This is a genomic window from Mesorhizobium sp. ANAO-SY3R2 (genome assembly GCF_042466635.1).
Classification (GTDB): Bacteria; Pseudomonadota; Alphaproteobacteria; order Rhizobiales; family Rhizobiaceae; genus Aminobacter.
In genome coordinates, this window is the sequence record NZ_CP159952.1 from 62,038 (window position 1) to 87,101 (window position 25,064).

20 protein-coding genes and 1 pseudogene are annotated in these 25,064 nt (G+C 59.7%); 13 read left to right on the top strand and 8 right to left on the bottom strand.

From position 1 onward, the window contains the following. Positions 1-4 precede the first annotated feature (4 nt). Both ggt and ABSY17_RS00655 read right to left on the bottom strand, forming a co-directional pair. Positions 5-1,747: a gamma-glutamyltransferase gene (ggt, locus tag ABSY17_RS00650; RefSeq protein ID WP_378941078.1), complete on the bottom strand. Its 1,743-nt coding sequence runs from the start codon at positions 1,745-1,747 to the stop codon at positions 5-7. Between the two features lie 164 nt (positions 1,748-1,911). Further along, complete coding sequence (locus tag ABSY17_RS00655) at positions 1,912-2,397, bottom strand: MarR family transcriptional regulator (protein ID WP_378941080.1); 486 nt, start codon at positions 2,395-2,397, stop codon at positions 1,912-1,914. Positions 2,398-2,904: 507 nt separating this feature from the next. Here ABSY17_RS00655 and ABSY17_RS00660 point away from each other — a divergent pair. The 5 genes and pseudogenes from ABSY17_RS00660 to ABSY17_RS00680 form a co-directional block, all read left to right on the top strand. Next, entirely contained in the window at positions 2,905-3,204 is a 300-nt protein-coding gene (locus ABSY17_RS00660) for a hypothetical protein (RefSeq protein WP_378941082.1), read from the top strand. 153 nt (positions 3,205-3,357) lie between these two features. Next, positions 3,358-3,618, top strand: a complete 261-nt coding sequence (locus ABSY17_RS00665) for a hypothetical protein (RefSeq protein WP_378941084.1) — start codon at positions 3,358-3,360, stop codon at positions 3,616-3,618. Between the two features lie 260 nt (positions 3,619-3,878). Further along, positions 3,879-4,565, top strand: a complete 687-nt coding sequence (locus ABSY17_RS00670; RefSeq protein ID WP_378941086.1) for a cupin domain-containing protein — start codon at positions 3,879-3,881, stop codon at positions 4,563-4,565. A 303-nt stretch (positions 4,566-4,868) separates the two neighbouring features. Beyond that, the gene (recQ, locus tag ABSY17_RS00675; protein WP_378941088.1) at positions 4,869-6,668 is read left to right on the top strand and encodes a DNA helicase RecQ; all 1,800 of its coding nucleotides are present in this window, start codon (positions 4,869-4,871) and stop codon (positions 6,666-6,668) included. Positions 6,669-6,790: 122 nt separating this feature from the next. Continuing rightward, positions 6,791-6,913: pseudogene (locus ABSY17_RS00680) on the top strand (IS3 family transposase); the annotation flags it as partial. A gap of 61 nt (positions 6,914-6,974) precedes the next feature. On the opposite strand, the gene ABSY17_RS00685 reads toward ABSY17_RS00680, so the two are convergent. The 4 genes from ABSY17_RS00685 to ABSY17_RS00700 form a co-directional block, all read right to left on the bottom strand. Beyond that, entirely contained in the window at positions 6,975-7,898 is a 924-nt protein-coding gene (locus ABSY17_RS00685) for a nucleoside hydrolase (RefSeq protein ID WP_378941090.1), read from the bottom strand. Positions 7,899-7,927: 29 nt separating this feature from the next. Continuing rightward, the gene (locus ABSY17_RS00690; RefSeq protein WP_378941092.1) at positions 7,928-9,010 is read right to left on the bottom strand and encodes an amino acid ABC transporter permease; all 1,083 of its coding nucleotides are present in this window, start codon (positions 9,008-9,010) and stop codon (positions 7,928-7,930) included. Then, on the bottom strand, positions 9,007-10,146 hold the full coding sequence (locus tag ABSY17_RS00695) for an amino acid ABC transporter permease (protein WP_378941094.1): 1,140 nt from the start codon (positions 10,144-10,146) through the stop codon (positions 9,007-9,009). The genes ABSY17_RS00690 and ABSY17_RS00695 overlap by 4 nt, the downstream gene beginning before the upstream one ends. Positions 10,147-10,234: 88 nt before the next feature. Continuing rightward, complete coding sequence (locus tag ABSY17_RS00700) at positions 10,235-11,197, bottom strand: amino acid ABC transporter substrate-binding protein (protein ID WP_378941096.1); 963 nt, start codon at positions 11,195-11,197, stop codon at positions 10,235-10,237. 391 nt (positions 11,198-11,588) lie between these two features. On the opposite strand from ABSY17_RS00700, the gene ABSY17_RS00705 reads away from it, so the two are divergent. The 4 genes from ABSY17_RS00705 to ABSY17_RS00720 all read left to right on the top strand — a co-directional run bounded on the left by ABSY17_RS00705 (position 11,589) and on the right by ABSY17_RS00720 (position 18,359). Then, positions 11,589-12,506, top strand: a complete 918-nt coding sequence (locus ABSY17_RS00705; RefSeq protein ID WP_378941098.1) for a LysR family transcriptional regulator — start codon at positions 11,589-11,591, stop codon at positions 12,504-12,506. A gap of 966 nt (positions 12,507-13,472) precedes the next feature. Continuing rightward, positions 13,473-15,608: a secretin N-terminal domain-containing protein gene (locus ABSY17_RS00710; protein ID WP_378941100.1), complete on the top strand. Its 2,136-nt coding sequence runs from the start codon at positions 13,473-13,475 to the stop codon at positions 15,606-15,608. Positions 15,609-15,914: 306 nt separating this feature from the next. Next, positions 15,915-16,343, top strand: coding sequence for a type III secretion system chaperone (locus ABSY17_RS00715; RefSeq protein WP_378941102.1), 429 nt, complete (start codon positions 15,915-15,917; stop codon positions 16,341-16,343). A 12-nt stretch (positions 16,344-16,355) separates the two neighbouring features. Continuing rightward, complete coding sequence (locus ABSY17_RS00720; RefSeq protein WP_378941104.1) at positions 16,356-18,359, top strand: protein kinase; 2,004 nt, start codon at positions 16,356-16,358, stop codon at positions 18,357-18,359. A gap of 277 nt (positions 18,360-18,636) precedes the next feature. Here the strand turns inward: ABSY17_RS00720 and ABSY17_RS00725 are convergent, their stop codons facing one another. After that, the gene (locus ABSY17_RS00725; protein ID WP_378941106.1) at positions 18,637-19,251 is read right to left on the bottom strand and encodes a L,D-transpeptidase; all 615 of its coding nucleotides are present in this window, start codon (positions 19,249-19,251) and stop codon (positions 18,637-18,639) included. 65 nt (positions 19,252-19,316) lie between these two features. Next, positions 19,317-21,575, bottom strand: coding sequence for a type III secretion system inner membrane ring subunit SctD (sctD, locus tag ABSY17_RS00730; RefSeq protein WP_378941108.1), 2,259 nt, complete (start codon positions 21,573-21,575; stop codon positions 19,317-19,319). Positions 21,576-21,979: 404 nt separating this feature from the next. Between sctD and ABSY17_RS00735 the strand changes: the two genes are divergently transcribed. The 4 genes from ABSY17_RS00735 (at position 21,980) to ABSY17_RS00750 (ending at position 24,997) form a co-directional block, all read left to right on the top strand. Next, on the top strand, positions 21,980-22,735 hold the full coding sequence (locus ABSY17_RS00735) for a Crp/Fnr family transcriptional regulator (RefSeq protein ID WP_378941110.1): 756 nt from the start codon (positions 21,980-21,982) through the stop codon (positions 22,733-22,735). An 18-nt stretch (positions 22,736-22,753) separates the two neighbouring features. Beyond that, positions 22,754-23,014: a hypothetical protein gene (locus ABSY17_RS00740; RefSeq protein WP_378941112.1), complete on the top strand. Its 261-nt coding sequence runs from the start codon at positions 22,754-22,756 to the stop codon at positions 23,012-23,014. A 23-nt stretch (positions 23,015-23,037) separates the two neighbouring features. Next, entirely contained in the window at positions 23,038-23,364 is a 327-nt protein-coding gene (locus tag ABSY17_RS00745) for an EscF/YscF/HrpA family type III secretion system needle major subunit (protein ID WP_378941114.1), read from the top strand. A 454-nt stretch (positions 23,365-23,818) separates the two neighbouring features. Continuing rightward, positions 23,819-24,997, top strand: a complete 1,179-nt coding sequence (locus tag ABSY17_RS00750) for a hypothetical protein (RefSeq protein WP_378941116.1) — start codon at positions 23,819-23,821, stop codon at positions 24,995-24,997. Positions 24,998-25,064 lie beyond the last annotated feature (67 nt).

Below are 25,064 nucleotides of genomic sequence, written 5' to 3' on the forward strand. Positions count from 1 at the left end.
CCGGTCAGTAGCCTATCGCGGCGCCCGCGACCGCACGGCTGTCGATTGCACCGTAGTAATGCGCGCCGGTGCCGGATTCGATCTCCTTGAGGTCCTTGCCGCCGACGAGGATGCCGGCCGCCTCACCCCAGACCGTCCAATCAGGGTCGACGCCGACATGGTAGCCCATCCCGGCAAGCAGGCGCAGCGTGTCGGGCGACAGCGCATGCGGCTCCATGTAGACCTTGTCCGGCAGCCATTGATGGTGGATGCGCGGCGCGTCGATCGCCTCCTGCAGGTCCATGCCATGGTCGATCACGTTCATGATGGCTTCGAGCGTGATGGTAATGATGCGCGAGCCGCCGGGGCTGCCGATCACCATGAACGGCTTGCCGTCCTTCGACACGATGGTCGGGCTCATCGAAGACAGCGGCGACTTGCGCGGCGCAATCGCATTGGCCTCACCCTGCACCAGGCCGTAGAGGTTCGGCACCCCAGGCTTGACGGTGAAGTCGTCCATCTCGTTGTTGAGCAGGATGCCGGTGCCCTCGGCCACCTTGCCCGTGCCAAATGAGCCGTTCAGCGTGTAGGTGACGGCGACGGCGTTGCCGTCCTTGTCGATGATCGAATAGTGCGTCGTCTCCGTGGACTCAGACCCGCCCTTGACCTTCAGCTCCTTGCTGACGCCAGCCCGGTACGGGTCGATGCGGGAGCGGATTTCCGCAGCATAGGCTTTGCTGGTCAGCTTGGTGACGGGATTGTCGACAAAATCCGGATCGCCAAGGGCGGTGTTGCGGTCGACATAGGCATGGCGCATGGCCTCGACCATCAGCCGCGCGGTCTCGGCCGATCCGTAGCCGAGATAGGCAATCGGGTAGCCCTCGAGCACGTTCAAAATTTCGCAGATGATCAGCCCGCCGGAGGACGGTGGCGGCGAGGAGACGATGTCGTAGCCCCGATAGGTGCATTCCACCGGTTTCAGCTCGCGCACCTTGTATTGCTCGAAATCCTCCTTCGCCAGGATGCCGCCATTGGTCATGCTGGCCTTGACGATCAGATCGGCGATCTCGCCGTTGTAGAAGGCGTCCGTGCCCTTGTCGGAAATCGCCGTGAGCGATTTCGCCAGATCGGCCTGCACCAGCGTGGCGCCCATCTCGAAGGGCTTGCCATCCTTCAGGAAAATCCTTGATGCCGCCGGGTCCCTCGCCAGCATGTCGTTGCCTTCGGCAAAGGAGGCGATGTCGCCCTGTTCGAGCACAAAGCCGTCCTCGGCCAGCCTGATCGCGGGCGCCAGCAATTCCTCGCGCTTCTTCGAACCGTATTTCTCGCGCGCGGTCTCGAAACCGGCAACGGAACCCGGAACGCCGACCGCCAGATAGCCGTCCGTGCTGGCACCGGGGATCGGATTGCCAGCCTTGTCGAGATACATGGTCTTGGTGGCGGCGAGCGGCGCGCGCTCGCGGAAGTCCAGGAAGGTGGTCGTTCCGTCCTTGAGGCGGATGGTCATGAAGCCGCCACCGCCGAGATTGCCGGCGGTCGGATAGACGACGGCCAGTGCGTAGCCCACCGCAACGGCGGCATCGACGGCGTTGCCGCCGCTCTTCAGCACGTCGATGCCGACTTGCGACGCCAGATGCTGGGCTGTCACCACCATGCCGTTCTGGCCCTCCACCGGCGCGGGCGATGCCCCGAATGCCGGCGCAAGTTGCGCTGCACCCAGAAAGAACACGACGGTGAAGGAAAGCTGCTTCAGTCTGAACTGCTGCATGACGTCCCCCGGTCCGGAGTCCTAGACAGACATTTCGAAATCTATTCTAGCGGACAAGCAGACGAATTTCCATGATGACTTTCTCGATCTTCCAGGAGCAGCCAGCCTGGTGCTCAATTGAGACGTACAAACCACCTGTGATAAAACTTAGCTTCCATGGCCAATCATGGCGAATTGGGCAGCCGCGACAACTCTTGTTCCGCCTTGGCGCGGTCGGGATCGTAGACGAAGCCATGTCTGCGGCCGATTTCCTTGCGCGCCTCCAGAAAGATCCGGCCGATCTCGAAGAGGCGCTGGGTCGGCATCAAGAGCAACCGCCGACGATCCTTGGCGTCTGGCGTGCGGACGAGCGTACCGGATGCAACCATGTCGTCGATGTGTCGGGTAATGGTGACATTGCTGGTGAAGGCCTCGAAATAGGTCGCCACCTCCTTCACCGTCAATATTTCGCCCTGCAGCCATTTGTGGCCGATAAGGGTGAAGATCATGTCCGCCTCGAAGATGCTGCGCCATGGATGCTTGAGGAAGCCGCCCTTGATCATCTGTTTGCGAAACTCGGCGCGGTATTCAAGCCATGACACATCCGAAGCGAGCACGGCGCGGTGCTCCTTGTCGAGCGCTACCTCCGAATGCAGTTCGATTGACAGCACTTCATCAAATACTTCTTTCGGTGGCAGTGGTGCTTTCCTATTCCCCATAAGACGATTTCCTCGTTACGGCCTGGAACTGTGTCTATGCTTCAAAATCCAGGCACGGCAACTGCCCGTCGGTGCGTTTCGCCATCCACGTGCGTGATGAAAAACACTTGCGTGTGGTTGGCTGTTTGGACCCCGATCTCGCTGGCGCTGTATCGGCGCGCGGCTTAACGCCTCCCAAATTAGCAGAAGAATTGTAACTAATCGCCCCTTCGGCCTCTCTGCCAGGCCCGCTATAGCTCGATGAGATCAGTCTTCGTTGCGAGCCTTGCTGTGGCTCAAAAGAAGGGCCGTCAAGGGATCTTGTGGGACATCTGCTTCGCACCTGCGCCGTGGGCAGGACGACGAACATCATCAGATATTTCAAACCGCGTCATGGGATGAGTTGCAATGAATACCAGATGGCTTTTCGCTGCTGTGCTCTGTCTGCCTGCTATGGGTTGCAGCAGCAGCGATGCACGGATGACTGCGCTGCGGACCGACATGGCCAGTCGCCAGGCGGCTGCCGAAATGGCGGCCCGCCGTCCCGATGCCACGCCAGAAGATATGGAACGCGCCAAGGGTTATGCCTCTGCGCAATCGTGCATCGACAAGCTTCAGGCGCATTCGCGAGCCGTGCAGGCGCAGGAAATGGCAACGAGGGGCGCACTGGCTGCCGTCAGCTTCGCTGGGCCAGGTGGCGCACTGGCCGCTCGCGCGATGGGCCCAGCAAACAGCATGGCGATACGTGGCCAGGGCCAATACAGAGTTGCCTGCTATTAGGCGACACTCGAAGTGAGGTGGGTTTAGATCATGTGTTGGAACGGTCTCATCACTCGTGTTGTCCTCGTATCACTAGCAGTATTTGAGCTGAATGCATGTCAGAGTTCCCAATCCAGTTTCCAGGGTTCGAATTTTTCTGACGAAACGAGAACATTGGAAAAACAACTCGATGCGGAAGCCTCGGCCCTTGGCGCGGCCCAAGGCGCAACAAGCCTGGCCGCATCTGTCGATCCGACCGGCATATCCAGCTTTATCAAAGCTCCAGTTGGACTTGCTGCACGAAACGCATTGGCGAAAAGTGCTGACGCGCGCATGGATGCCCAACTGGCACGCGATGAGCAGGCTCTCTACCGCCTGTACGGCATGAACCCTGATGGCACACCTTCTGGTAAGAAGCCTGGCGCCAGCGACTGAAACAGGATCCGCTGCTTGGTCGGCATCTTCGCCAGGGCGACCATCTCCACGATGTAGGTCGTCATGGTTTGGCCGCTCGAGCTACTGTGGCGCCTTGGCGCTGGGCCGGACACGGATTCAGCGCTAGGATTGAATGTCTGAGCCAGGGGCTTGTCCGCGCATCGAGACCATGCCGCTGGAGCGGATCGCAGAGGCCTGTGGCCGCATGAAGTAGAGAGACGTGAAATTCCTCATGGTACTGACGATGAAATGGCCTGAGCATGCGCATCAATGACGATCTGACCAAACCGGTTTTCGTCGACACGGCGAAGCTAGAGTGGGTTCCAAGCCCTGCCGCGGGGGTGGAGCGTCGCATGCTGTTTCGGGTCGGTGATGAGGTGGCGCGCGCCACGTCCATCGTTCGCTACGCGCCGGAGTCGGCCTTTCCGCGACACGTCCATGGCGGTGGCGAGGAAATCCTCGTGCTGGAAGGGACGTTCCAGGATGAGCATGGTGACTACCCGGCAGGAACCTATTTCCGCAATCCGCCGGGAACCTCGCATGTCCCGGCCGCGAAGGATGGCTGCACGATCTTCGTTCGCCTGTGGCAGTTCCGCGAGGGCGACGACATGCAGATCGTGCGAAGGCCAGGAGACGGCGAGCGTGACGGTCAGCGTCTTGGCGCATCACAGGCTGTCATCCTCTTCGACGACGGCCACGAAGAGGTCCGGATCGAGACCTGGCAGCCCGGCGCGACCGCTTCCATTGGGAACGAACGGGGGTTGGAGTTCCTCGTCCTCGCAGGCACCGCAACGATCAACGGTGAGACGCTGGGCCCTCAGAGCTGGGGCCGTTTGCCGGCAGGCATGGACCTGACCGCCAAAGTCGGCCCCGAGGCAGTACGGATCTGGCTGAAGCACGCTCCGCTGCTCCATCCGGACGTGCTTGAAATGCCCGCACCAGCGTAAAGGTAGGCTTTCTAAGGCGTAAAGTCCGCAAGCTGCCGGTCCCTTCCGGCCCCCGACACTTCTTTTGGCGAGTTGCAGAAGGAGCGTCGATCGAGGCTGAGTAACAATTGGGTCTGAAGTTCGAATTCGTTGATCAAGGCAGGCGCAGGACGTTTCATCTTGCCATGAAATTCGCTCGCCCCTGAATCAGGGCGCCCCGCCGAGGAACTGTTGCAACGAGACGGACAAAAAGGCGCATCCATGATCGCTCTCACGGCGAAGCTGCTATGAAAGACATTTCCATGATTCTCCGTGCTGCCGCTGATGACCGCCACCGCCCTCGAAATCCTCAAGACCGTTTTCGGCTATGATGCGTTCAGGGGACCCCAAGCGCGGATCGTCGAGCATGTTATTGCTGGCAATAACGCCTTCGTGCTGATGCCGACGGGCGGCGGCAAATCGCTTTGCTACCAGATTCCTGCGATCGTCCGTCCCGGCATGGGGCTCGTCGTTTCGCCGCTGCTGGCGCTAATGGCCGATCAGGTGACGGCGCTGCGGCAGGCAGGGGTGCGCGCGGCCGGGCTCAACTCCGACCTTGCGCCCGACGATCGCCGCACCCTGTGGCGCGACATCCGCGCCGGCGAGCTCGACCTGCTCTATGTCGCACCCGAAACCTTGCTGCGGCCGGACGTGCTGGAGTTGCTGGACGGTGTGAAGCTGTCGCTGATCGCCATCGACGAGGCGCACTGCCTGTCGCAATGGGGACACGATTTCCGTCCTTCCTATCGTCAGCTCGACGCGGTCGTGTCGCGCTTTGCCGGCACCCCGCGGATGGCGCTGACGGCAACCGCAGACGAGCCGACGCGCGCGGAAATCCTGTCGCATCTCGAAATCGACGAGACCGACGCCTTTATCGCCGGTTTCGACCGGCCCAACATTCGCTACGCCATCGAGGAAAAGGACAATCCGCGCGCGCAGCTCAAGGAGTTCCTCAAGCGCTACGAGGGCGAGAGCGGTATCGTCTACTGCCTGTCGAAACGCCGGACTGAGGAAACCGCCGCCTGGCTCCGGGGCCTCGGCTACGATGCGCTCGCCTATCACGCGGGCATGGACAAGTCGGCGCGCGAAGCCAACCAGATGCGCTTCCAGCATGGCGAGGCGGTCATCATGGTCGCCACCGTCGCCTTCGGCATGGGCATCGACAAACCGGACGTGCGCTTCGTCGCCCATATCGACCTGCCTGGTAGCATCGAGGCCTATTATCAGGAGACCGGTCGCGCTGGGCGCGACGGCCTGCCGTCCGATACGCTGATGCTCTACGGGCACGAAGATATCGCGCTGCGCAGCCGTTTCATCGAGGAGTCGGAGGCGCCCGACCAGCGCAAGCGCATGGAGCGGCAGAAACTCGATGCGCTGCTGGGACTGGCAGAGACGGCGGGCTGCCGCCGACAAGTTCTGCTGTCCTATTTCGGCGACGATTGCGAACCGTGCGGCAATTGCGACACCTGCTCGGAGCCGCCAAAATTGTTCGACGGCGCCATTGCAGCGCAAAAGGCGTTGTCATGCATCTACCGCACCGGCGAGCGTTTCGGGCAAGCCTATGTTGTCGACGTGCTGCTGGGCGTGGAAAACGAGCGCATCGCCCAGTTCGGCCATGACCGCATCTCCACCTTCGGCATCGGCACCGAGCACGACAACCGCACCTGGCGGGCGATCCTTCGCCAGCTGATCGCGCTACGCTTCGTCGACGTCGACCTCGCCGGCCATGGCGGCCTGTCGATCGCGCCCGCCGGCCGCGAATTCCTGCGCGACAAGCCTGTGCTGATGCTGCGTGTGCCGGCGCCGACGCGCGCCAAACGTGGCAAGGTCGTGCGCAGTGCGGCGCAGCCTGTCGTCGCCGATGCGGACAACGACCTGTTCCAGGCACTGCGGCGGAAACGCACGGAAATAGCGCGCCTGCAGAACGTGCCGCCCTATGTGATTTTCCACGACAAGACCCTGATCGAGCTGGCAGCAGTGCGACCTGCGTCGCGCACCGAGTTGGCGAACGTGCCGGGTGTCGGTGAAGCCAAGTTAGAACGCTACGGCCCCGCCTTCCTCGCAGTGATCGCCGAGCACGCATGACGAGGTGGGGGGAGGGTGAGGCGCTAGGCAGCCACGAACGGGTAGCTAGCTTTGTTCACATGCTGGCGCATTGAACCGCGCCAGCTTTGTCGGAGACCCTAACTCGTGAGAAGGTAGGGTCCATGACAAGCAAGACAACCAGCAAATTTTCGCCCGAAGTCCGTTCCCGCGCCGCGCGGATGGTGCTGGAGCATGAAGCCGAGCATCCGTCGCGATGGGCAGCGGTTTCCTCAATCGCGGCGAAGCCGATCCGTATCCCCTAAAACACATTTCAACCGGCACAAAGATTTGTGGCGCAGCCTGCGCTTACAGCCAGGACAGGCGATCCGTGAGGTGTCGAAAAAGCTCTTCGGCCTTGCAGTCGGTCACGACAAGGCAATTTGCCTTCCGGCCATCGAGATGGCGTTTGCTTACGGCGGCGACGACCGAACCTCGTGTCTCCAGCGGATGGTTCAGCACCTGGACATGGGCTTCGACGCCTGAAAACAACTCGGGCGCAAAGTAGTAGAGCACCGCGCAGGGATCATGCAGGCAGGGGTCATTGCTTCCGTAGGCCCGCAGCATTGCTGCGGTCGTTGTTGAAGCAATGTTCCCCGCACGCTCCAGAGCGGCGATGTGTTGTTCCTGAATTTGCACCTTGTTGGTTACATCGAGCCCGAGCATGACGAGTGGAATGCCGGCGGACATGACTATCTCGGCAGCCTCCGGATCGACGATGAAATTGAACTCTGCGCGGGGGCTGGAGTTGCCAGGACAGAAGGCGGCGCCGCCCATGAACACGATCGAGCGGATATGCGGAACGATGTCCGGCGCCTTGACAATGGCAAGCCCGACATTCGTCATCGGGCCAATCACGCAAAGGCTGATCTCACCGGGCGACGACCGCACCTGACGGATAATGAAATCCACCCCATGCTCGTCGGCCAGGGCTCCCGACGCGCCCGGTAAATCGAGATCGCACAAGCCGTCGGCGCCGTGAACGGATGGCCATTTGCGATGATAAGGACCCATCATCGGGCGGGGACAGCCGGCATGAACAGGGACGTCGGAACGGTCGGCGATCGCACATACCCGCAGCGCATTTGGTGCGGTGAGCGAGAGGTCCTTGTTGCCGGCGACGCAAGTGATGCCAATCAGTTCGATCTCGGGAGACGCCAGAGCCAACAGGATGGCAATGGCGTCATCGACGCCTGGGTCGCAATCGAGGATGACGCGTTGACGGTCTTTCATGGAACCTCTCATATGGAGCTGTGCCGCCATCAATGGCGAAGCTGTGCCGCCAGTGCCGTCTCTATGCGTTGGGCATAGCGCGACACCGAAAAGCACATGGTGAAGTAGATGAGGGCAGCGAAGACATAGGCCTCGCGGTAAAAGCCAAGCCAGTCCGGATCGGATAGAGACTGCCTGGACGCGCCGAGCAGGTCGACCAAGCCGATGATGGCAACGAGCGACGAATCCTTGATCAGCCCGATAAAGGTGTTGGTAAGCGGCGGGACGCTGATACGGAGTGCTTGCGGCAGGATTATCAAGCGCATGCTCGCCCAGTAACCGAGCCCGAGCGCGTCCGCTGCCTCGCCTTGCCCCTTGGGGATGGCCTGGAGGCCGCCGCGGATGACTTCCGCAAAATATGCAGCAATGAACAGGATGATCCCGACCTGCGCCCGTATCACCGCGTCGATTTCAAAGCCGCGCGGCATGAACAGTGGCAACATCACCGACGCCATGAACAGGACCGTTATCAGCGGCACACCGCGCACGAGTTCTATGTAGCCGGTGCAAATCCAGCGAATGAGCGGCATGTCCGAGGTTCGTCCCAGTGCCAGTATCATGCCGAATGGAAGGGCGAAGGCGGAGCCAATGACGGCAAGCAGCAGCGTCAGCGGCAGGCCGCCCCAACGGGCTGTCAGCACTGGCGTCAGCCCGGCAAAGCCGCCGGCCATGATTGCCAGGACGGCGGCGATGGTGGCTGCCCAGATCGCGGCCAGCCATGATCGCCAGAAGCGCCGGTTGGTGCTTACCAGCAACAGTCCCACCATCAGCACCACAGCCAGGAACGGCCGCCACTGTTCATTGTAGTCATAGTAGCCGAACAGGATGAAGCGTGATTTCTCACGCACGAATGCCCAGCAGGCGCCCTCGGCGGTTCTGCACAATTCGGCTGTCGGAGCACTCCAGACCGCGTCGAACACCAGCCATTGCGCCAGCGGAGGGACCGCCTTGTACGCAGCGAACAGAAGGATCACCGTGATCAGCGTATTCTGCCATGTGCTGAACATCGAATGCAGCAGGCTGTCCCGACGGCCGCGATCAGCGGCCGGGCGTGGTGCCGAAGCCGCGCTCATCGGATCACCAACGCCATGCGGCGGTTGTACCAGTTCATGAAGGCGGATATCGCCAAGCTTATCGAGAGATAGACGATCATGAAGATCGAGACGACTTCGATCGCCTGTCCGGTCTGGTTCATCGTGATGTTGCCGATCGCGACCAGGTCGGGATAAGCAATGGCGACACCGAGCGAACTGTTCTTGATCATGTTGAGGTACTGGCTGGTGATCGGCGGAATGATGACGCGCAATGCCTGAGGCAGCACGATGAGCCGCATGAGCAGGCCGGGCCGCAGCCCGAGCGAACGACCAGCCTCGGATTGCCCTTTTTTGACCGCAAGAATGCCGCCACGCACGGTTTCGGCGATAAATGTCGCGCTGTAGGCGGTCAAACCGAACAACAGTGCCGCATATTCCGGCGAAAGGCGCATGCCGCCCACGAAATTGAACCCCTGCAACCGCGGAATGTCGAATGCGGTGGGCGCGCCGCTGAAGAACCACACCGCGAGCGCGGGGCACGTCAGCAGTAGCAGGATCGGAACGGCGGTTTTCGGCCTTTGGCCACTGGCTTGCTGTCGGGAGGATGCTTTTCTCCTCACGATGAAAGCGCCGATCAAGCCTGCCGCGAAAGCCAGTGCTGCCCAGCCGAATGCTGCATGCGGCACAAGCGCCGGCAGGATGATGCCGCGGTTGCTCAGAAACACGCCGTCCAGGGGATTGAGCGCGACGCGGGGGTGCGGCAGAGTGATGGTGAGCAACCCGTACCAGAACGAAAGCTGCAAAAGCAGCGGTATGTTGCGCAGTGCCTCTACATATCCGCCGGCAACCGCCGCCAGCAGTCGGTTGCTGGATAGTCGCGCTATCCCGACGGCGGTTCCTATGATCGTTGCCAGGACGATGGCGACAAGCGCAACCTTGAGCGTGTTGAAGAAGCCGATCAGCAGTGCGGCGCCATAGCTGTCGGCGGCGGAATAGGCGATCACGCTTTCACTGATCTCGAAGCGAGCTTCGCGCCCAAGGAAGCCAAAGCCGGTCGCTATTCCCTGTTTCGCGAGATTGCCAGCCGCGATGTAGGCGAGGAAGCCTATGAAGGAGACGAGAGACACTGCAACGACGATCTGGAAAATCCATCGCCGCAGAGTCCGGTCACTCAATCGCAGGGTCAAGCCTGATGCGGGGGGCAAGGTTGCGCGCGGAATAGCCGCTTCTGATGACATGTCCGGCCACCTTGCCTGTTCAGGTTTAGCGAGCAGGCGGTGAGTAAATCAGGCCGCCCTGGTTCCAGAGCGCATTCATGCCGCGCTGCAAGCCAACGGCCGTGCCGGCGCCGACATTGCGCTCGAAAATCTCACCGTAGTTGCCGACTGCCTTGATGGCGTTCAGAGCCCAGGTCTCGTCCAGGCCAAGCGCCTGGCCATTGCCCGGGGAAACGCCGAGCAGGGCCTGGATCGTCGGATCCGGGCTCTCCTTCATCTGATCCGCGTTGGCCTGCGTGACGCCTTTTTCCTCGGCCTCGATCAACGCATTGCCGACCCAGCGGACAATATCGCCAAACTGCTGATCACCGTGCCGAACCGCTGCGGCCAGCGGCTCCTTGGAAATCAGCTCCGGCAGAATGATGTAGTCGGCCTGGTTCTTGGCCAGCGATGAACGCCAGGCGGCCATGCCGGACGTATCGCCGGTGTAGACGTCACAACGACCGCTGGTAAAGAACGCGTTGTTCAGTTCGTTGACGTCCTCGATGGCCAGCGGGCTGAACTTCTTGCCGATCGAGCGAAAGAAGTCCGCAACGTTCAATTCGTTCGTCGTGCCGGTCTGCATGCAGATCGTCGCGCCATCGAGATCCTTGGCCGAGCTGATGCCCATCGTGGCCGGAACCATGAAGCCTTGCCCGTCGTAGAAAAGTATGGCGCCAAAATCCAGGCCAAGCGATGTGTCTCGCGACAGCGTGTAGGTGGTTACGCGCGACAGCACGTCCACTTCCCCAGACTGCAGCGCCGTGAACCGGTTCTGCGCGGTGAGCGCCTTGTACGTGACCTTATTGGCGTCACCGAGTACGGCAGCCGCGAGCGCCTTGCAAAAATCGACGTCCATACCTGACCAGACGCCTTTGCTGTCAGGCGCCGAGAAACCCGCAATGCCCTCGCTGACACCGCAGACGAGCGAACCGCGCGCCTTGATCTGGTCCAGCGTCGCGCCTGCCATGGCAGCGGAACACAGTGCGGTGGAAACCGCAAGCGTCGTTAAAAATAGCCTCATCGTCATCCCCTCCTGAAAACCGGGTCAATTCCCGGGTCGATGCTCGCATTGAAGATTACTTGAGTTTGAGTGGCCCTCTTTCGCCCTGATCTTTCCGGGAAATTCATTTCCGGACACGTGGCCATCGCATTGCCGTCGAGACTGCAGCTTCCCAGCAGGTCGTGCTCGAAGACAGGCTGTGCCGGAGCCCGTCGTCGTGCGACATCTGAGACCGCCAAGCTACATACTGGCGCTCCTGTCGCATTAGGAATGGTAATCATTCACCAGGTCAAGCGACCATGACATGGCTTTCTATTTAGTTTTTCTGATGTATTTTACCGCAACACGGAGTTCCGCCATGTCTACTCGTCTTCCGGCGTTGCGTGCCTTGCAGGCCTTTGAAGCCATCGGGAGATTTGGCAGCGTGGCGGCGGCCGCGCGTGACCTTGGCGTGTCGCCGGGAGCCATAAGCCAGCACATCCATCGCCTCGAAGAGGACGTGGGCGTTTCCCTTTTCGAAAGGAAGGGGCGAAGTCTGGTGCTCACATCCTGGGGGCGTCTCTATCTAGAGAAGGTCAGCGCTGGATTCGACCGCTTGCGCTCGGCGCACGATGTGCTGCAGAGAGCACGCCTGAAATCGGGAATTGTCGTAAGCGCGCCTCCGTCTCTCACGATACGCTGGCTTCGTCCGCTCATGCTTGACTGGCAACGACATTCACCGGGCATGAGTGTCCGGCTGATCGGGGAGGACGACGAACCCGTCTTTGAGGAAGAGCAAGTCGACTTTCGGATTTCCTACGGCACAGCGCGCCATCGTTATACCCACTTCACCGACCTGTTTCATGACTGGGTGGTTCCAGCCTGCTCTCCTTCCTTCCTGGCCCTGCACCCGGTACGGACCCCGGCCGATGTGTTGAAGGGGCCGCTTATCGGCATCGAGTGGGAAAACCCCTACCAATCGCCGCCATCGTGGTCGGAATGGGCCAGTCAGTTCGGCCTTGCCCCACCGCAACAAGACTGTGAGCTGTCCTTTTCGCTGTCGAGCGCTGCGATCGACGCGGCGATACACGAGGGCGGTTTTGTCCTCGGGCAAGCATCGATGATTGCGGACGAACTGGCCAAGGGAAAGCTGGTCGTACCGTTTGATCGCTCATTGGCACTTTCGGAACCGTACGCCTTGGCGTGGAACCCCGCATCGCTTGACCGGCCATTCGGCCGGGAGTTTCGGAGCTTCATCATTCAGGCGGGGCACAGGTTGGCAAGGGCGACGCGATAGCGAACTTCCGCCGATTTCTAGGCGCCACATCAACGATGGCGTTCCCGTGAGTCGAAGGCTCGAAGGACGACCTGACCTGCTGCCAGTTCTGTCGACGCCTTCCAGACGGCGCTGGAAATCGGAATTGTACTTGCCGAGATCGTGAAACAGGCCAGAAATGTAGGCGGCGCGCTCTTGCCGCATCATTGGCCTGGGACCAGGCCTCTATGCGCTTTCGGTCAGCCGTTGCGAAAAACCCATATAAATGCTTCCCGGCGGGATGGCAGATTTTCCCAATGTCCAGCGCCTGCATAACAGACTTGCCGCAGATCCTACTGTCCAGAAGGTTTTGGCCGTCGAAGCCGGCAAGCGCTAATGCCACGTAGCGCCTTTAACCTCGATCCTTCCAACCGTGCATTGGTCATGTAGTGCCAAACGACAAATCCGGCTGCAACTCTCTTCAGTAGACAGAATGTGCATTGCCTGCTCGTCACATGTCGTCATGGTAACTTGACATGGCCGTTCCAAATAAAATAGGCCGCAATGACTGTTTTCTGTCGTTAGCAGCTATTTTTTTGTTGCCGACGGTGCCACCTTCATTAAGGTAGTACCTTGGAGTTTGAGTTGCTATCGATAAAAAAGCGGCACGCTCGGACATATCTTTATGAGAATTGTCTAATTTGCCGTGCAGTGTTGTATGGGGCGAGCGTCAACTGCGTTTCTCTAGCGCTGGAGGACGATATCGGGAGGGGGCGAATTTAGTTCGCCTTGATGTGCAGTGGCAGATGATCATCCGGTGACGAGCGCTGATCTGCGTTGTTATTTCGAATTGCAGCCCCGATGAGGATTGCGCTCAGGTCCCAGCTGGCGGGTCGCCCGCCCAGGACGGTGTCCAGCTTCGCGTCCTGCACCGTTGGACCTATTCGCCCGCTTCTCAAGAGTTTGATATTTATCGGTTTGCTCGCCGGTTGCACAAGCACCACCGACGTGCTCGACGAATTCAGTCTCGACGTCCAGCCGCGCCTGCAGAACGGCGAGGCCGAACGACGGGTAGCGGCCATCAACGACGCCGCGTTCAATCGGACGGCGATGAGTGCGACGATCGCGCCTTACCAGGGGTTCGTGGGCTCGCTACGGGTGACCCACAACGGCGACCGGACGGAAATCGCGAACGACCTGCGTACGCTTGGCAGCGTCGTTCCGGTCAACTTCGACCCCAACGAACGCGTAACGATTGAATTCACTGATGCGTCTCTGAACGATATTCTGACGCAGCTTCTCGAGGGGGCGCTGGGGATCAATTACGTTGCTCCCAGCGGCCTGCCGACCGGCATCTCATTCCGTACGGAACAACCTGTCCCGAAGAGCCGTGTGCTTCAGATCGTGAGGGATGTACTGGCCCGCAATGGTCTGATGATGCGGTTTTCCAACGGCGTCTACCAGGTCGGGTCCCCGGCCGAGATGGCTGCCCTGCAGGACGGCACGGCCGTCGGCAGGACCGGCGAGGAGGTGACCCGGGTCGTCAGGCTCGAACGCGCGAATGCTACCGACGTTATCGAGCTTGCGACGCAACTCGTGCCTGCAAACGTGCGTGTCTTGGCCACAAGCACGGCCGATAGTGTGGTCATCCAGGCCAATCCGAACGACATAGGAGCCGTCGAGCAGATGGTGCTGACACTGTCGCAGTCGACGGTTGGCAGCGACAAGATTGCGATCATTCCGCTCCTGCGCAGTGCGCCGGAGGCCGCCGCTACCCAACTCAACCAACTCTATGCGCCGTCCCTGCGGCCCGGTGAGGGCACGGTAACGGTGGTTCCCTTGCAGAACCAGCAGGCGATTCTCGTGCGGACCTCCGATCCGTCCCTGATGGCTGGTATCCAGCAGGTCGCGCGTCAGATCGACCGCTCCGTGACGGATGTCGCAGATTTGCGCGCCATCGCGCTAACCAATCTGCGAGCGGTCGACCTTGCGCCGCAACTTGCGCAGATATTCGGTTCCGTTCCGACATACGCGGAGGCGTCCCCGGAAGCCTCTGCCGAGGATGTCCAGGCTTCGCTGGGTGTCCGATCGCGCCTGCGAGCTCCAAAAGTGAATACGCCATCCGACAACGAGGACGGCACGGAACTGATGGTTGGCGCTACGCCAATAGCCGCGGCGCCCGGCGACGACTTGTCTAAGGGGAACGCGGGGGCGCCCGTCCTTGCCGCGCCTCAAGATGGGGAAACCCGCATTGTTGCCGATGCACGATCCAACGCCATCCTGGTTCACTCTACCTACACGGTCTACAAGAGGATGCGCGAGGTCATTCAGACGCTGGACGTCGCCCAGGCTCAGGTCATCATCGAGGCGACGGTCCTTGAGGTCAAACTCAACGATCGGCTTGAGACAGGGGTTCAGTTCTTCCTGCAGAGCAACGGGATTGTTGTCGGCTCGGGGATCCCCGCCGGCAACCAAGTGCCCCATGCCGGTGGCGTACTCGGCGTCAGCACCAGCATCGGCACGGTAACGGTCGATGCCTTGGTCAAGGTGCTACGCGGCGTGACTGCGGTGAAGGTTGTTTCGTCGCCCTACCTCACCGTTCTCGATGGCGAGACGGCACGCCTGATGGTTGGCGACCAGATTCCCTTCGTGACGACGTCTCAGACGTCGGACAATGGCGGCAATGTCACGGTGACCCAGAACGTGGATATTCTCGACACGGGCGTCGTTCTCCAGATCACGCCGCGCATCCATGCCAATAATTCGGTCGACCTCAACATCGTCCAGTCAGTTTCCACGCCCGTGCCCCAGTTAGGCAAGGACAACCTGACCCCGACCATCGCCACGCGTGACATGGCCTCGCGAATACTGGCTCAGTCGGGACGCACGCTTCTCCTGGGTGGTCTGATCCAGGACCGGGTCGAAAAGAGCGAGACTGGCGTGCCGGGTGTGTCGCGGTTGCCTGTCGTCGGCAGGCTGTTCAAGCAGAACACCGCTTCCGCCCAGCGCACCGAGCTTCTGGTCCTGATCACCCCGCGCGTCGTGCGCAGTTCATCCGAGATCGAGGGGATCACGCGCATGTTGCAGGGCGCGAAAACTCACATGCAAGTCATGAATTCGCTGCCAGATCTGAAGTCTCCATAGAGCGCCCGTCTGATTGCGAGGCGCCGCCCGCGGGGCAGGTTCGTGGCCGCTTTGGTGGCGGAGCCGCCGCCGCCGTCATTCGACGATCGTTCATGCTGGACGTCAGGGCATTTGCTCGGCGTTGACGCCAGGCGTCCATTGTCATCGCAACAGTGCAGAAGCCGCGCCCGGTAGGCGCAAGCATACCTTGTCATCTTTGCGACATTTGCCGCGCTGGTTACCGCTTAAGCTCGCTACCGACACTACAATATGGTCGCAAGCGAGGATTGAGGGGTTCAAATGAACATGCCTGACATGGATGCACTGATGTCTGAAGTTGGTGCACTGGACGATACCATCGTCGCCTGCATCAAGACTCCCAACCACGACTATGCCATCCGCTTTGACGACCTGGACGTTCTTGTCGAGGTCGAGGCCGATCGCGGCCGCGTCGTTCTTTCCTGCGAGATTGGCACGCCACTTCATGCGCGTGCCGCTGAAGTCTACGAGACGATGCTGAGCTACAACCTTCTGTGGCGCGCTACCGGCGGTCTCCGCCTGGCCTTGACCGGGCGCGGCGGGGCCGCATTGCAGCTTGCGGATCTGGCGGGCGAGGAAATCAACGCAAGGCAAATCGCGACCGTCGCGGTCAATCTGGCGGGCCTCACGCGCATCTGGCAGGCCTATCTCGACGGCGAAGCAGACGACAGGAGCCTGCCGCTGCCATACGACCTTGCCACCGCAATCCGGGCGTGACGGAGCGAGATCATGAGCATCACGATCAACCAAAACACCAGATTGCAAGACCTGACGCAGCTGACCCAGAATGCGGCCGATGCCGGCAAGACGCTGCGTGCGAAGCACAACGCGCAGGGCGATCTGGTCCTTTATGCGAAAGACGGCAAGTCCAGCGTCCTGGACAAGCTTCTCGGTCGCGCCGGGCGTCGGGAAGAGCGCGCCAAGGAGGCTGTGAAAACCGTCTTCGGCAACGAACTCAAGGCACTGGGCGGCGTCAAGGATAGCCTGGGCTTAAAAGGCCTCGGGAGATACGTGGATTCCCAATCCATCTTGAGCGCTCAGGGAGCCCTGACCGTCGGTCACATTGCAACACTCAAACAAGGGGTCGAAGGGGTTGCCCAAAGACTACCCGATTCCAATCGATCAAACCCTGGCAACTCGCCAGACAACCGATCTGGCGTTTTGGGCCCGAGTTTGAGGGACGTCGGGCTTTCACCGGTAGGCATCGAAATTTCCCGCACGGCACATGGCATCATCAATGCGTCCGAGAACAATGGCCTTGATACAAGCAAAGGCACGATCGCTGACAAGCTGGGCGATGACATCGTTGCCAGCTTCAAGGGCAAGCAAGGCACGGGAAAAGACGATTGGGAGGCGCTGGGCCGGTCGGGAGCAATGAGGCTCAGAGACGAGTTGACTGCGGCCATCACGACTGAACTCGGCGCATCCGGATCGTCAATTCCCGGAAACCTTCGCGAGATTGTCGATCAGGGGGTCAATCGCGCACTGTCGCAAATGCTGCCGGACAAGGTGGTCCCTGACTCATTCAAGACGGTTCCCTTTTCCAAGCAGAGCCTGCCCAACCTCATGATCGGCGGAAAGGAGTATTCGCCATCGAAGTTGCTTGGGGAAGGAGGTTTTGGCGTCGCATTCGAATACAAGGCTGCCGATGGCGACAAAATCGCGGTCAAGTTGCCGAAAGACGAGCAATCGGCTGAAAAACTCGCCACGACAGTCGCCGATTTTGCGGCGGAAGCTGCCATCCAAAAGCGCGCGGCAGGGAAGGGCTGCGATCAGGTTCTAGGCATCAAGGGAGAAGTCCGCTTTCCGGACGGACGACTGGCAATCGCTATGGAAATCGCACCGAATGGCGATGCAGATAAACTTTCTGTTGGCATTCGGGATTTGGTCAAGAATGGGACGCTGTCCGAGGGTCAGGCGAATGTACTCCGCCTGACCATGATAAAGGACATGGCGCTCGGCTTACAGCAATTGGCCGACCAGAATATGCTTCATCTTGATTTCAAGGCGCCGAATTGCTTCGTTGGCTCTGATGGCACTGTAAAAATTGCGGACTTCGGCACGGGAAAAGTGTCTGGCAAGGCTCATCTGCATGACGTGGATGGAAATCTCAACGCGTATTTTCTGTCCCCAGAAATTCATGCTGCCAGGCATGTACTCGAAAATATAGAAACTGAAGAAACCACAAAAGCCAAGGCGACACTCAAAGAACATCTGCCGCAAGCTAAGGCAGGTACTCTGAATGTTCTTTCAACGAGCGTGATGGCTCCCACGAGGGACGGGCTCGAGGCGGTTAAAGAATTTCCATTCATTGGGAGATCTGCCGATGTGTGGGGGCTTGGAACTGCAGCGCTTGAGATGTTTACAGGAAAATTGCCGGGTGAGATATCAACGTTTCAGTCAGATGCCGGCAACCTCCTGGCAAGTTTTGCCACGAGAGGTGGCGAGCCGTTGGCCGACCGGGCTGACGACAAGGGAATTCCGCTGAACGGGGCTATCGGCGTGAAAACCGGCCATAGAGAAATTGACAGTCTGTTGACGGATTTGCTTCGCGCTGACCCGAAAGAGCGCGCCAAACCTCGGGATGTGCTGGACAGTCAGGCGTTGAAGGCTCCGGGTGTAGGCAGCGCCGAAGCGAAAGCATTGATCGCTGCCATAGGCAGCGGCGATCCTCAGAGAATTGACGACGCAAAACGCGATCTTGTTGCTTTGGCGGCTCGGATGGCACTGTAAAGATATCGCATTTCGGCGCGGGAAGGTCATTTGGAGACGGTGATCTGCAAGACTTGCGCGGAAATGCAAATATATTGCTTTTGACACCAGCTAGGCGCTGCGATCTCCGGGTGCAGGCAGCGCTGAAGCGAAAGCATTGAGCACTGTCAGACAGGCTGGTCATCCGCGGTCAGCCCGTTTGCAAGGCTTGTTGTATTGACGTAGCGCAGTATGTCGCAACAACAACGTTGCCTGTCGTCCACTTCGGCCCGGCAGGCTGCCGCGGTGCCAAATCTCCTCACACCTGGAGGACCACCACTGGCGCCCCGATGGGGACGCGTGAATACAGATCGATCACGTCTTCGTTCAGCATCCTGATGCAGCCGCTGGATGACGCTGTCCCCACCGTCTCCGGCTGGTTGGTGCCATGGATGCGGAATAGAGTGTCCTTGCCATCACGGTAAAGGTAGAGTGCGCGCGCACCGAGAGGGCTCTCGGGGCCGCCTGGAATGCCGGCGAGATGCGGTCGATAGCGTTCGGGATCGCGGCGGATCATATCGGCGGTGGGATACCAGGCCGGCCATTCGGCCTTGCGGCCAACGACCGCGTAGCCTTCAAAGGTAAGACCCTCCTTGCCAACGCCGATCGGGTAGCGCGCTGCTCGTCCATTGCCAAGGACGTGGAAAAGGTACCGACCTGCGGTATCGACGACGACGGTTCCCGGTTCAAAGGCTTGGGAAAAGTCGACTTCCTGGCGGCCGCGTATCGTACTCGACTGCCGATCCGGCCGGTTCGCCCAGAAGGGAAAGGGATCGTATGGACCGACGCCCGCGCTTGGGGCGAAATAGGGCTCCGGCTTGCAGCCAGCCAACAATAGCGGCAAGCCAATCATGAGATCGCGGCGGTTCACCATACTGTCCTGATCACTCCGGTTGGGGACGAGCCGGTGCCTGATGCACTGCTCATTGCAGATTGCAGCTATTGCGTCAGCCAGTTCAGTGTGTCGTCGAAGATGAGCGATGCGTAGCCAGACGGCTGCTCAAATGCCATGCCGAGCTCCCCGACAGTCAGGATGCGGCTGCGTTCGTCCGGTGCGGCACCTTGCTTGAGCTTCAAGCCCTTGCGGGTCTGGACGTAGCGGTCGCCTGTCAAGCTGGCCCCGGTCACGTCGAGCGAGAAGCTAGTCGTGTCCCGCAAGACGTGACGGACAAAAGCGGGATTTTTCTGCACCTCGCGGAGGTAGACCGAAGGAGGAGGCGTTCCGCTTTTTTGCTCGACGCACCGGCTCGTCATTTCCGGATTGAGCGCAGCTTCCAGCATCAGTTCCTGGAAATGCACATCGAACCAGGTCAGAGACAGCTCGTTGCTCACGCTCAGCAGGTCCAAAAAGAACAATGTCGCCAAGGCATCATCGAACGTCAGCCGCGATCCTTTCCAGCACGACTGCCCATCCGACGGCCTGCCGCGCAGGCTGGCCAGCATGCGATCATAGTGTGCAGGCACAGATGCGGGATCGTCCGATCGGTCGTCGAGGCGCTCGTTTGCAAGTGTTTGCATCCCTTTCATCAGGGGCGCTACACCGTTCACCTTGTCGTCGAGAGTGCCTTTGCCCCAGTTCTCGATTAGCCGTTGCGCCATTGTGGTGACCGGACCATGGGAGGGGGGAGTGCCTGTAAACTCTTGGCCACCGACTGCGCGGCTATCGGCTACACGCGGCGCGCCTCCCAGTGCCGGAAGGTCAGTGGCCTGGATGCCGCCGCTACCCGCGCCAGCGTCAAGGTCGATGACGCGGACCTCGCGGACTGGATGGAGTTCCGGTTGGAGGTTGCCGTTGTTGCCGCCTAGAATTGTCGCCAAATCAATGATGCCGTTAGAGCTGCTTGCACCGGGACGCGTGAACCCGACAGCCGGATCGGATGCGGGATTTCGCGCCATCGGCACCGAAAGACCATCGGCACGTGCCTGGTTCGGCTGGCCAACGAAAATGTCCGAGAGGTCGAAACTGCCGGCCCTCAGTCTGCTCACGTCCACGTTCAAATCGTCGCCCTGCGCTTCAGTGGAGCCAAGGAGCAGCGCCTTGCCGCCCCCGTCAACAACCCCTTGCGGTTGAGACGGATCCTGGAGAACAACGAGGGAGCGCAGGGCAATAATGGGCGCGAGCTGGGTGGAATAGGCTTGCAGGAACCCTGCCCAGGCGTCGATCTTGTCTATCGGAATCACGCCGCTGGCCTCGATCAGCTCGCCGTCACGGCGCAGCAGGACCAGGGGCAAGATTTGCGCGCGCTCGGCCAGCGCTTGGACATCACGCAGCAGGCTCGGTCCTGTCCGCACTTGCGATGTGATCGATGCGATGCCGATGATGCGCTCACGAATGGTTTCGGTCAGTTGATCGTGGCGGTCGGCATCAAGCATGGTTCCGGTCAGGGTCAAGTCACCCGTTTCAGAAAGATCGAAGCTGAGGTTTGTGCCCTCGGAATCCAGAAAATTCGAGATTTCGTTTCTGATCAACTCGGTCACTGATATCCGGATTTTCGCCGGGACCCCAGTGTCACGGATTGCCGCGAGCACAGCGCGGCGTTCAACCGGCGTGGTGACGTAACCTGTCACGAACACGATTCCGTCAATCTCTTTCCGGCTCGACAGGCGATTTGAAAAAGCCAGCTTGCGCAGCGATGCGTCGACGAGTTCAAGATCGGTCTTGACCGACTCCTGCGTTTCCGGCTGCTGGTGGATGCTGAACCGGTAACTCACGGCAAATATCGCGACGGCAAGAAGAAGAACGATTGCGACCGGAAGCACCGTTCTTCTGTCAGTCAGCGCGACCACCCTGGCGAGACTGTCAAACCTGTTTGATCTTGGAGGCGCGGCGGGAAACGGCTGCGACAAGCCGCCAACATCCACGATAGAGGTCCAGTTCGCCGTCATCGGGCCGAGTGCAAAACGCGAGGCGCCGGCCGTGACGATATCCAGGGGCTCGATTTCCTGGAAGTCAGTGCCAGCGTCCAACGCGATGCCGTTGCCCGTTCTGAGCGAACCCGCCCCGCCTGCGACCTCGATTTTGCCTTGCCTGATTGCGATCCGCATATGGGCGGGGGAAAGGCCGACGTCGAAGAGCTGAATATCGTCATCGTCGCCAGAGCCAAGCGCATACTCGCCCTCGGCCAGGACGATATCAACGCCTGACTGGACACCGCTCAGTATCTTGAGAACGATGTCAGCAGATCCATTCGCGGCCATGTCCAGCCCCCCCCTGGGCAACCGGTTGCCATCTTCCGCAAGGGTCACTTCCGTCCGGCAACCAGGCTTTATTTAGCTGTATCTAATAGAATTATTTCACCACAAAGTATAGCTTCATCCGATAGTTACCAGCTTCGAGAGGAGCCGGATAGTGATAATACGCGAATACATGGCGCTTATTCGATTTATGACCTACTGCAGTTGTAGACACAGTAGTCCATAATATGTACGATTGCGCCGCAGACTCCAAGCCGTGCAAAATCGGTGATGTTGCTGCGATGACTGTCTAGTTCCTGAGTTATCCTCGAATGGGATCGGGTTCTGGAAGCAAAATTCGAGAACCAGATGCATCTTGATTTCGGAGGTCCGCGCCGTGTCCTTTTTGGTGGCTGTAGAATAGGCCCATGTTTCAGGCTGCTGCATCGGTGATGCCGAACCGCCTCAGGCTGCTGCCACATTTTTCAGCGTCTGCCTTTGGCTCGCTGGGTGATGATGTTTGCCTGGCGCTTGAAAATGCGGCGTCCTATCGGATGCTGGCCGCGAACGAATTCATCTATCTTCAGGAGGACGACGCCGACTTTCTTTATTTCGTGCGCTCCGGCCATGTACGCCTCTCCTATCTCCTTGAAGACGGCTCCCCGATCCTTTTCGGCGTGCTGCCGCCCGGTGAGAGCTTCGGAGAGCTGGGCGTGTTTGAAGGCGGACAGCACTACGACATGGCAACGGCCATCGGCGCCGGCTCAATATATTGTATTCCCGCCACGGTGTTCCACGCCCTTTCCCAGCGTTATCCCGACCTCAATCTCGCGCTCGCGCGGACGATTGCGCAACGTTACCGCTCCTATATTTCCCTTACCCGTATTTTGGGGCTCAAGACGCTTCAGTCGCGCTTGTCACAATGCCTGTTGCGGGTTGCCGACGGTCTCGGCGACCGGACGGAATACTTGAACCGTACAGTTTTGCGCGTGCGCGCATTCATTACCCAGTCCGACCTTGGGCTAATCGCGCGCGGTGCGCGCGGCAATGTCAACCGGGCCTTGAAGGGGTGGGAGCGTGACGGGCTCATTGCGATCCAGGATCGCAACATTCTTATTCTCGACCGTTCAAGTCTCGAGGCCATCGCTCTCGAGGATGATCTGTCACGTTTGAGACACGGCTGATGAAATGGATGCATAATTATGACATTTGAGACCGACGCGGAATTCAGCTTCACCGATCTGTCAGACAGGCTTTCTGGAAAAGGCGGGGCAGAATTCGCGGACAGCGCTCTCCAGCGCCTCGCCGCTCTGAAAGAGCAGGTCGAGCGCAGCATTGGCGGGGGGCTTTCCAAGGAGGACTACGAGCGTTTCAGCGCGGTTTCGGAAGCACTTGGGTCTGCGGCGACGGTCATGACGCTGCTTGTAAAATCACGCGCATCCGCCATGCATAGAGAATTTTAAGCTGAATACAACAGGAGGAAATAGTGGCAGGTACATCAAGCATATACGTCGATACAGTAGACGGCACTGTAAAGACGCCTGGTGCGTCTACCTATTCTTTTGACCCGCAAAACTATGTAAACAAGAATGGCTTCGACCTGATTTGGCGCCAGCAGAAATTGCAGGAACAAATGGGCGCCATCGAGGAAGACATCCGTAAGATCGAGCAAAACGCAAATCTATCGGATACCGAAAAAATGTTCTCGATGCAGATGGCGATGAACACATGGTCGGCGGTCAGCAACCTTCGCACCAACATGCTGAAGACGGTTGCAGACACCCTCAAGAGCATAGCGCGCAACGTTTCCTGAAGCCGATTTGCCGCGGCTATCGATATGCCGGCATGGGTCATGCATTCGATGTGTTGGGTGCCGGGGGTGAGATCACGCCTGGCCAAAAGGGCGTTGCCAGCGCCGTCGTGCGTCCAATTGGACGCACGAAATGCTTTCCAACAGTTTCATAAGGTATCAAACGAGACCGCTGCCCGGGTTCATTTTTCGGCCTGATCCTCTCGCAGTAAGCTTTGAACAAGTTGTCCGTTCGAAGGTTGCGGAGGAGGGACCGAAAGTACCGGGGTCCAGCTTTCCTGCAGCGCCCCACATGAACAAGCACCGGGATGCATGTCTGACCATGCTCTGGTCAGGCGTATGATCGGACCAGGCCAAGCCATTGGGCCTTTCACCGGTGATTCCTGTCACATTCATGACTTTGCCCACGCTGCCGGATGATAGGTTCGTTGAACTGAAGCTTACTGGAGCCGTCAAGATGTCCGGAGCGATTGAAACGCTAAGACAGAATCTGGCAGCATTGAACGTGACATCGCCTGTAGGCGCCGAGGTCGCTCGAGAGCGCCAAGGCAACTACCGCGGCGAAGCCGTTGCATCCTCGTCAGCGCAATCGCAACTCCAAGATGCCGCTGAAGAGCTCGGGATGTCGGTGGCCCATCGCGCGGACAAGCGAAGCCTCGACCGCCGTGAGGTGCGCCAAGGACAATCCGCCAGCCTGGCGGCTTTGGCACGCATCGCAGATTATTACGACAAACTGCCGGATATGCCCAATGAGGATCAGCTCCGCAATCTTGTCGAAGGCTTTCAGTCCTACGAACGGCTGATGGAAAAAGGTGGTCATGGTCGCAGCACCATCACCAAGGACGACATCCTCGCGATGTTGCAGAAGTTCGATCCTGATGTAACCCACCAGTTCGCGGCTCTCGACATCGCGCGCGAGTTTTTCTCCGCCACGCATGCCGGCGAAAATTTCCAGATGCTGCTGGGAGAGGCCCATGCGGAGTACGACAAGGGCGATCTCGCGCGCGAGGTTCGCGCCGGCTTCGTCGGGTCCGAGGCCGCGATGTCTCTTGACACCGACCCGGCCGCGGCCCGCGAAGCCTATCGGTCCATGCTGCGTGAATCGCATAACATGGGCCAACTGTTCGCGACGTTCCGTAAATTCGACATCCTCAGCAATTTCAATGATACCGTGGGCACCTTCATGGCTGCTGCCGGCCGCGATCTGGCCAGTACAGGCCCTTCGACTGACCCTGCGTATCTGCACGCTTTGATCAGCGAGTTGGCGCAACTCAAGAAGATGCAGAGCGTGGTCGAGGTGTCGCTGACCCTGATGCAGACCACCGACCGCCTGTTGCAGAAAGGCGAACAGCCGACAGGCGACGCGATCGATCTCGCAGGAAGCGTCTTGACCTTCGCCTCCAACGCCGCCGCCGGCCCGATGGATGCGCGCGCCATGCTGTCACGCTATGACCAGTGCACGATGGCAACCCAGCTTGCCTTTGCAAACGGTTTGAGGGCGCTGCACAGCGAGATTCCGGACGGGATTGTCCCGTCACCGCAGGCGCGCCTTCAGCAGGGCGCCGCCATAGTCGGCATGCTGGATACGCTTGTTCGCGCGGAAGAGCGAGAATTCGAAAACAGGTCGGTTCATTGAACTGAACGGATTGACGGCAGGACCTGGTGGCCAGCCCGTGCGCTGGTCAGCATGATCGAACAGGACA

Bases quoted from the DNA above. Each gene is read 5' to 3' on its own strand.
- ABSY17_RS00735 (WP_378941110.1), top strand. From the start codon at position 21,980: ATGTTTCAGGCTGCTGCATCGGTGATGCCGAACCGCCTCAGGCTGCTG.
- ABSY17_RS00705 (WP_378941098.1), top strand. From the start codon at position 11,589: ATGTCTACTCGTCTTCCGGCGTTGCGTGCCTTGCAGGCCTTTGAAGCC.
- ABSY17_RS00700 (WP_378941096.1), bottom strand. From the start codon at position 11,197: ATGGCAGGCGCGACGCTGGACCAGATCAAGGCGCGCGGTTCGCTCGTC.
- ABSY17_RS00750 (WP_378941116.1), top strand. From the start codon at position 23,819: ATGTCCGGAGCGATTGAAACGCTAAGACAGAATCTGGCAGCATTGAAC.
- ABSY17_RS00740 (WP_378941112.1), top strand. From the start codon at position 22,754: ATGACATTTGAGACCGACGCGGAATTCAGCTTCACCGATCTGTCAGAC.
- ABSY17_RS00720 (WP_378941104.1), top strand. From the start codon at position 16,356: ATGAGCATCACGATCAACCAAAACACCAGATTGCAAGACCTGACGCAG.
- ABSY17_RS00725 (WP_378941106.1), bottom strand. From the start codon at position 19,251: ATGGTGAACCGCCGCGATCTCATGATTGGCTTGCCGCTATTGTTGGCT.
- sctD (WP_378941108.1), bottom strand. From the start codon at position 21,575: ATGGCCGCGAATGGATCTGCTGACATCGTTCTCAAGATACTGAGCGGT.
- ABSY17_RS00670 (WP_378941086.1), top strand. From the start codon at position 3,879: ATGCGCATCAATGACGATCTGACCAAACCGGTTTTCGTCGACACGGCG.
- recQ (WP_378941088.1), top strand. From the start codon at position 4,869: ATGACCGCCACCGCCCTCGAAATCCTCAAGACCGTTTTCGGCTATGAT.
- ggt (WP_378941078.1), bottom strand. From the start codon at position 1,747: ATGCAGCAGTTCAGACTGAAGCAGCTTTCCTTCACCGTCGTGTTCTTT.
- ABSY17_RS00715 (WP_378941102.1), top strand. From the start codon at position 15,915: ATGTCTGAAGTTGGTGCACTGGACGATACCATCGTCGCCTGCATCAAG.
- ABSY17_RS00690 (WP_378941092.1), bottom strand. From the start codon at position 9,010: ATGAGCGCGGCTTCGGCACCACGCCCGGCCGCTGATCGCGGCCGTCGG.
- ABSY17_RS00685 (WP_378941090.1), bottom strand. From the start codon at position 7,898: ATGAAAGACCGTCAACGCGTCATCCTCGATTGCGACCCAGGCGTCGAT.
- ABSY17_RS00660 (WP_378941082.1), top strand. From the start codon at position 2,905: ATGACTGCGCTGCGGACCGACATGGCCAGTCGCCAGGCGGCTGCCGAA.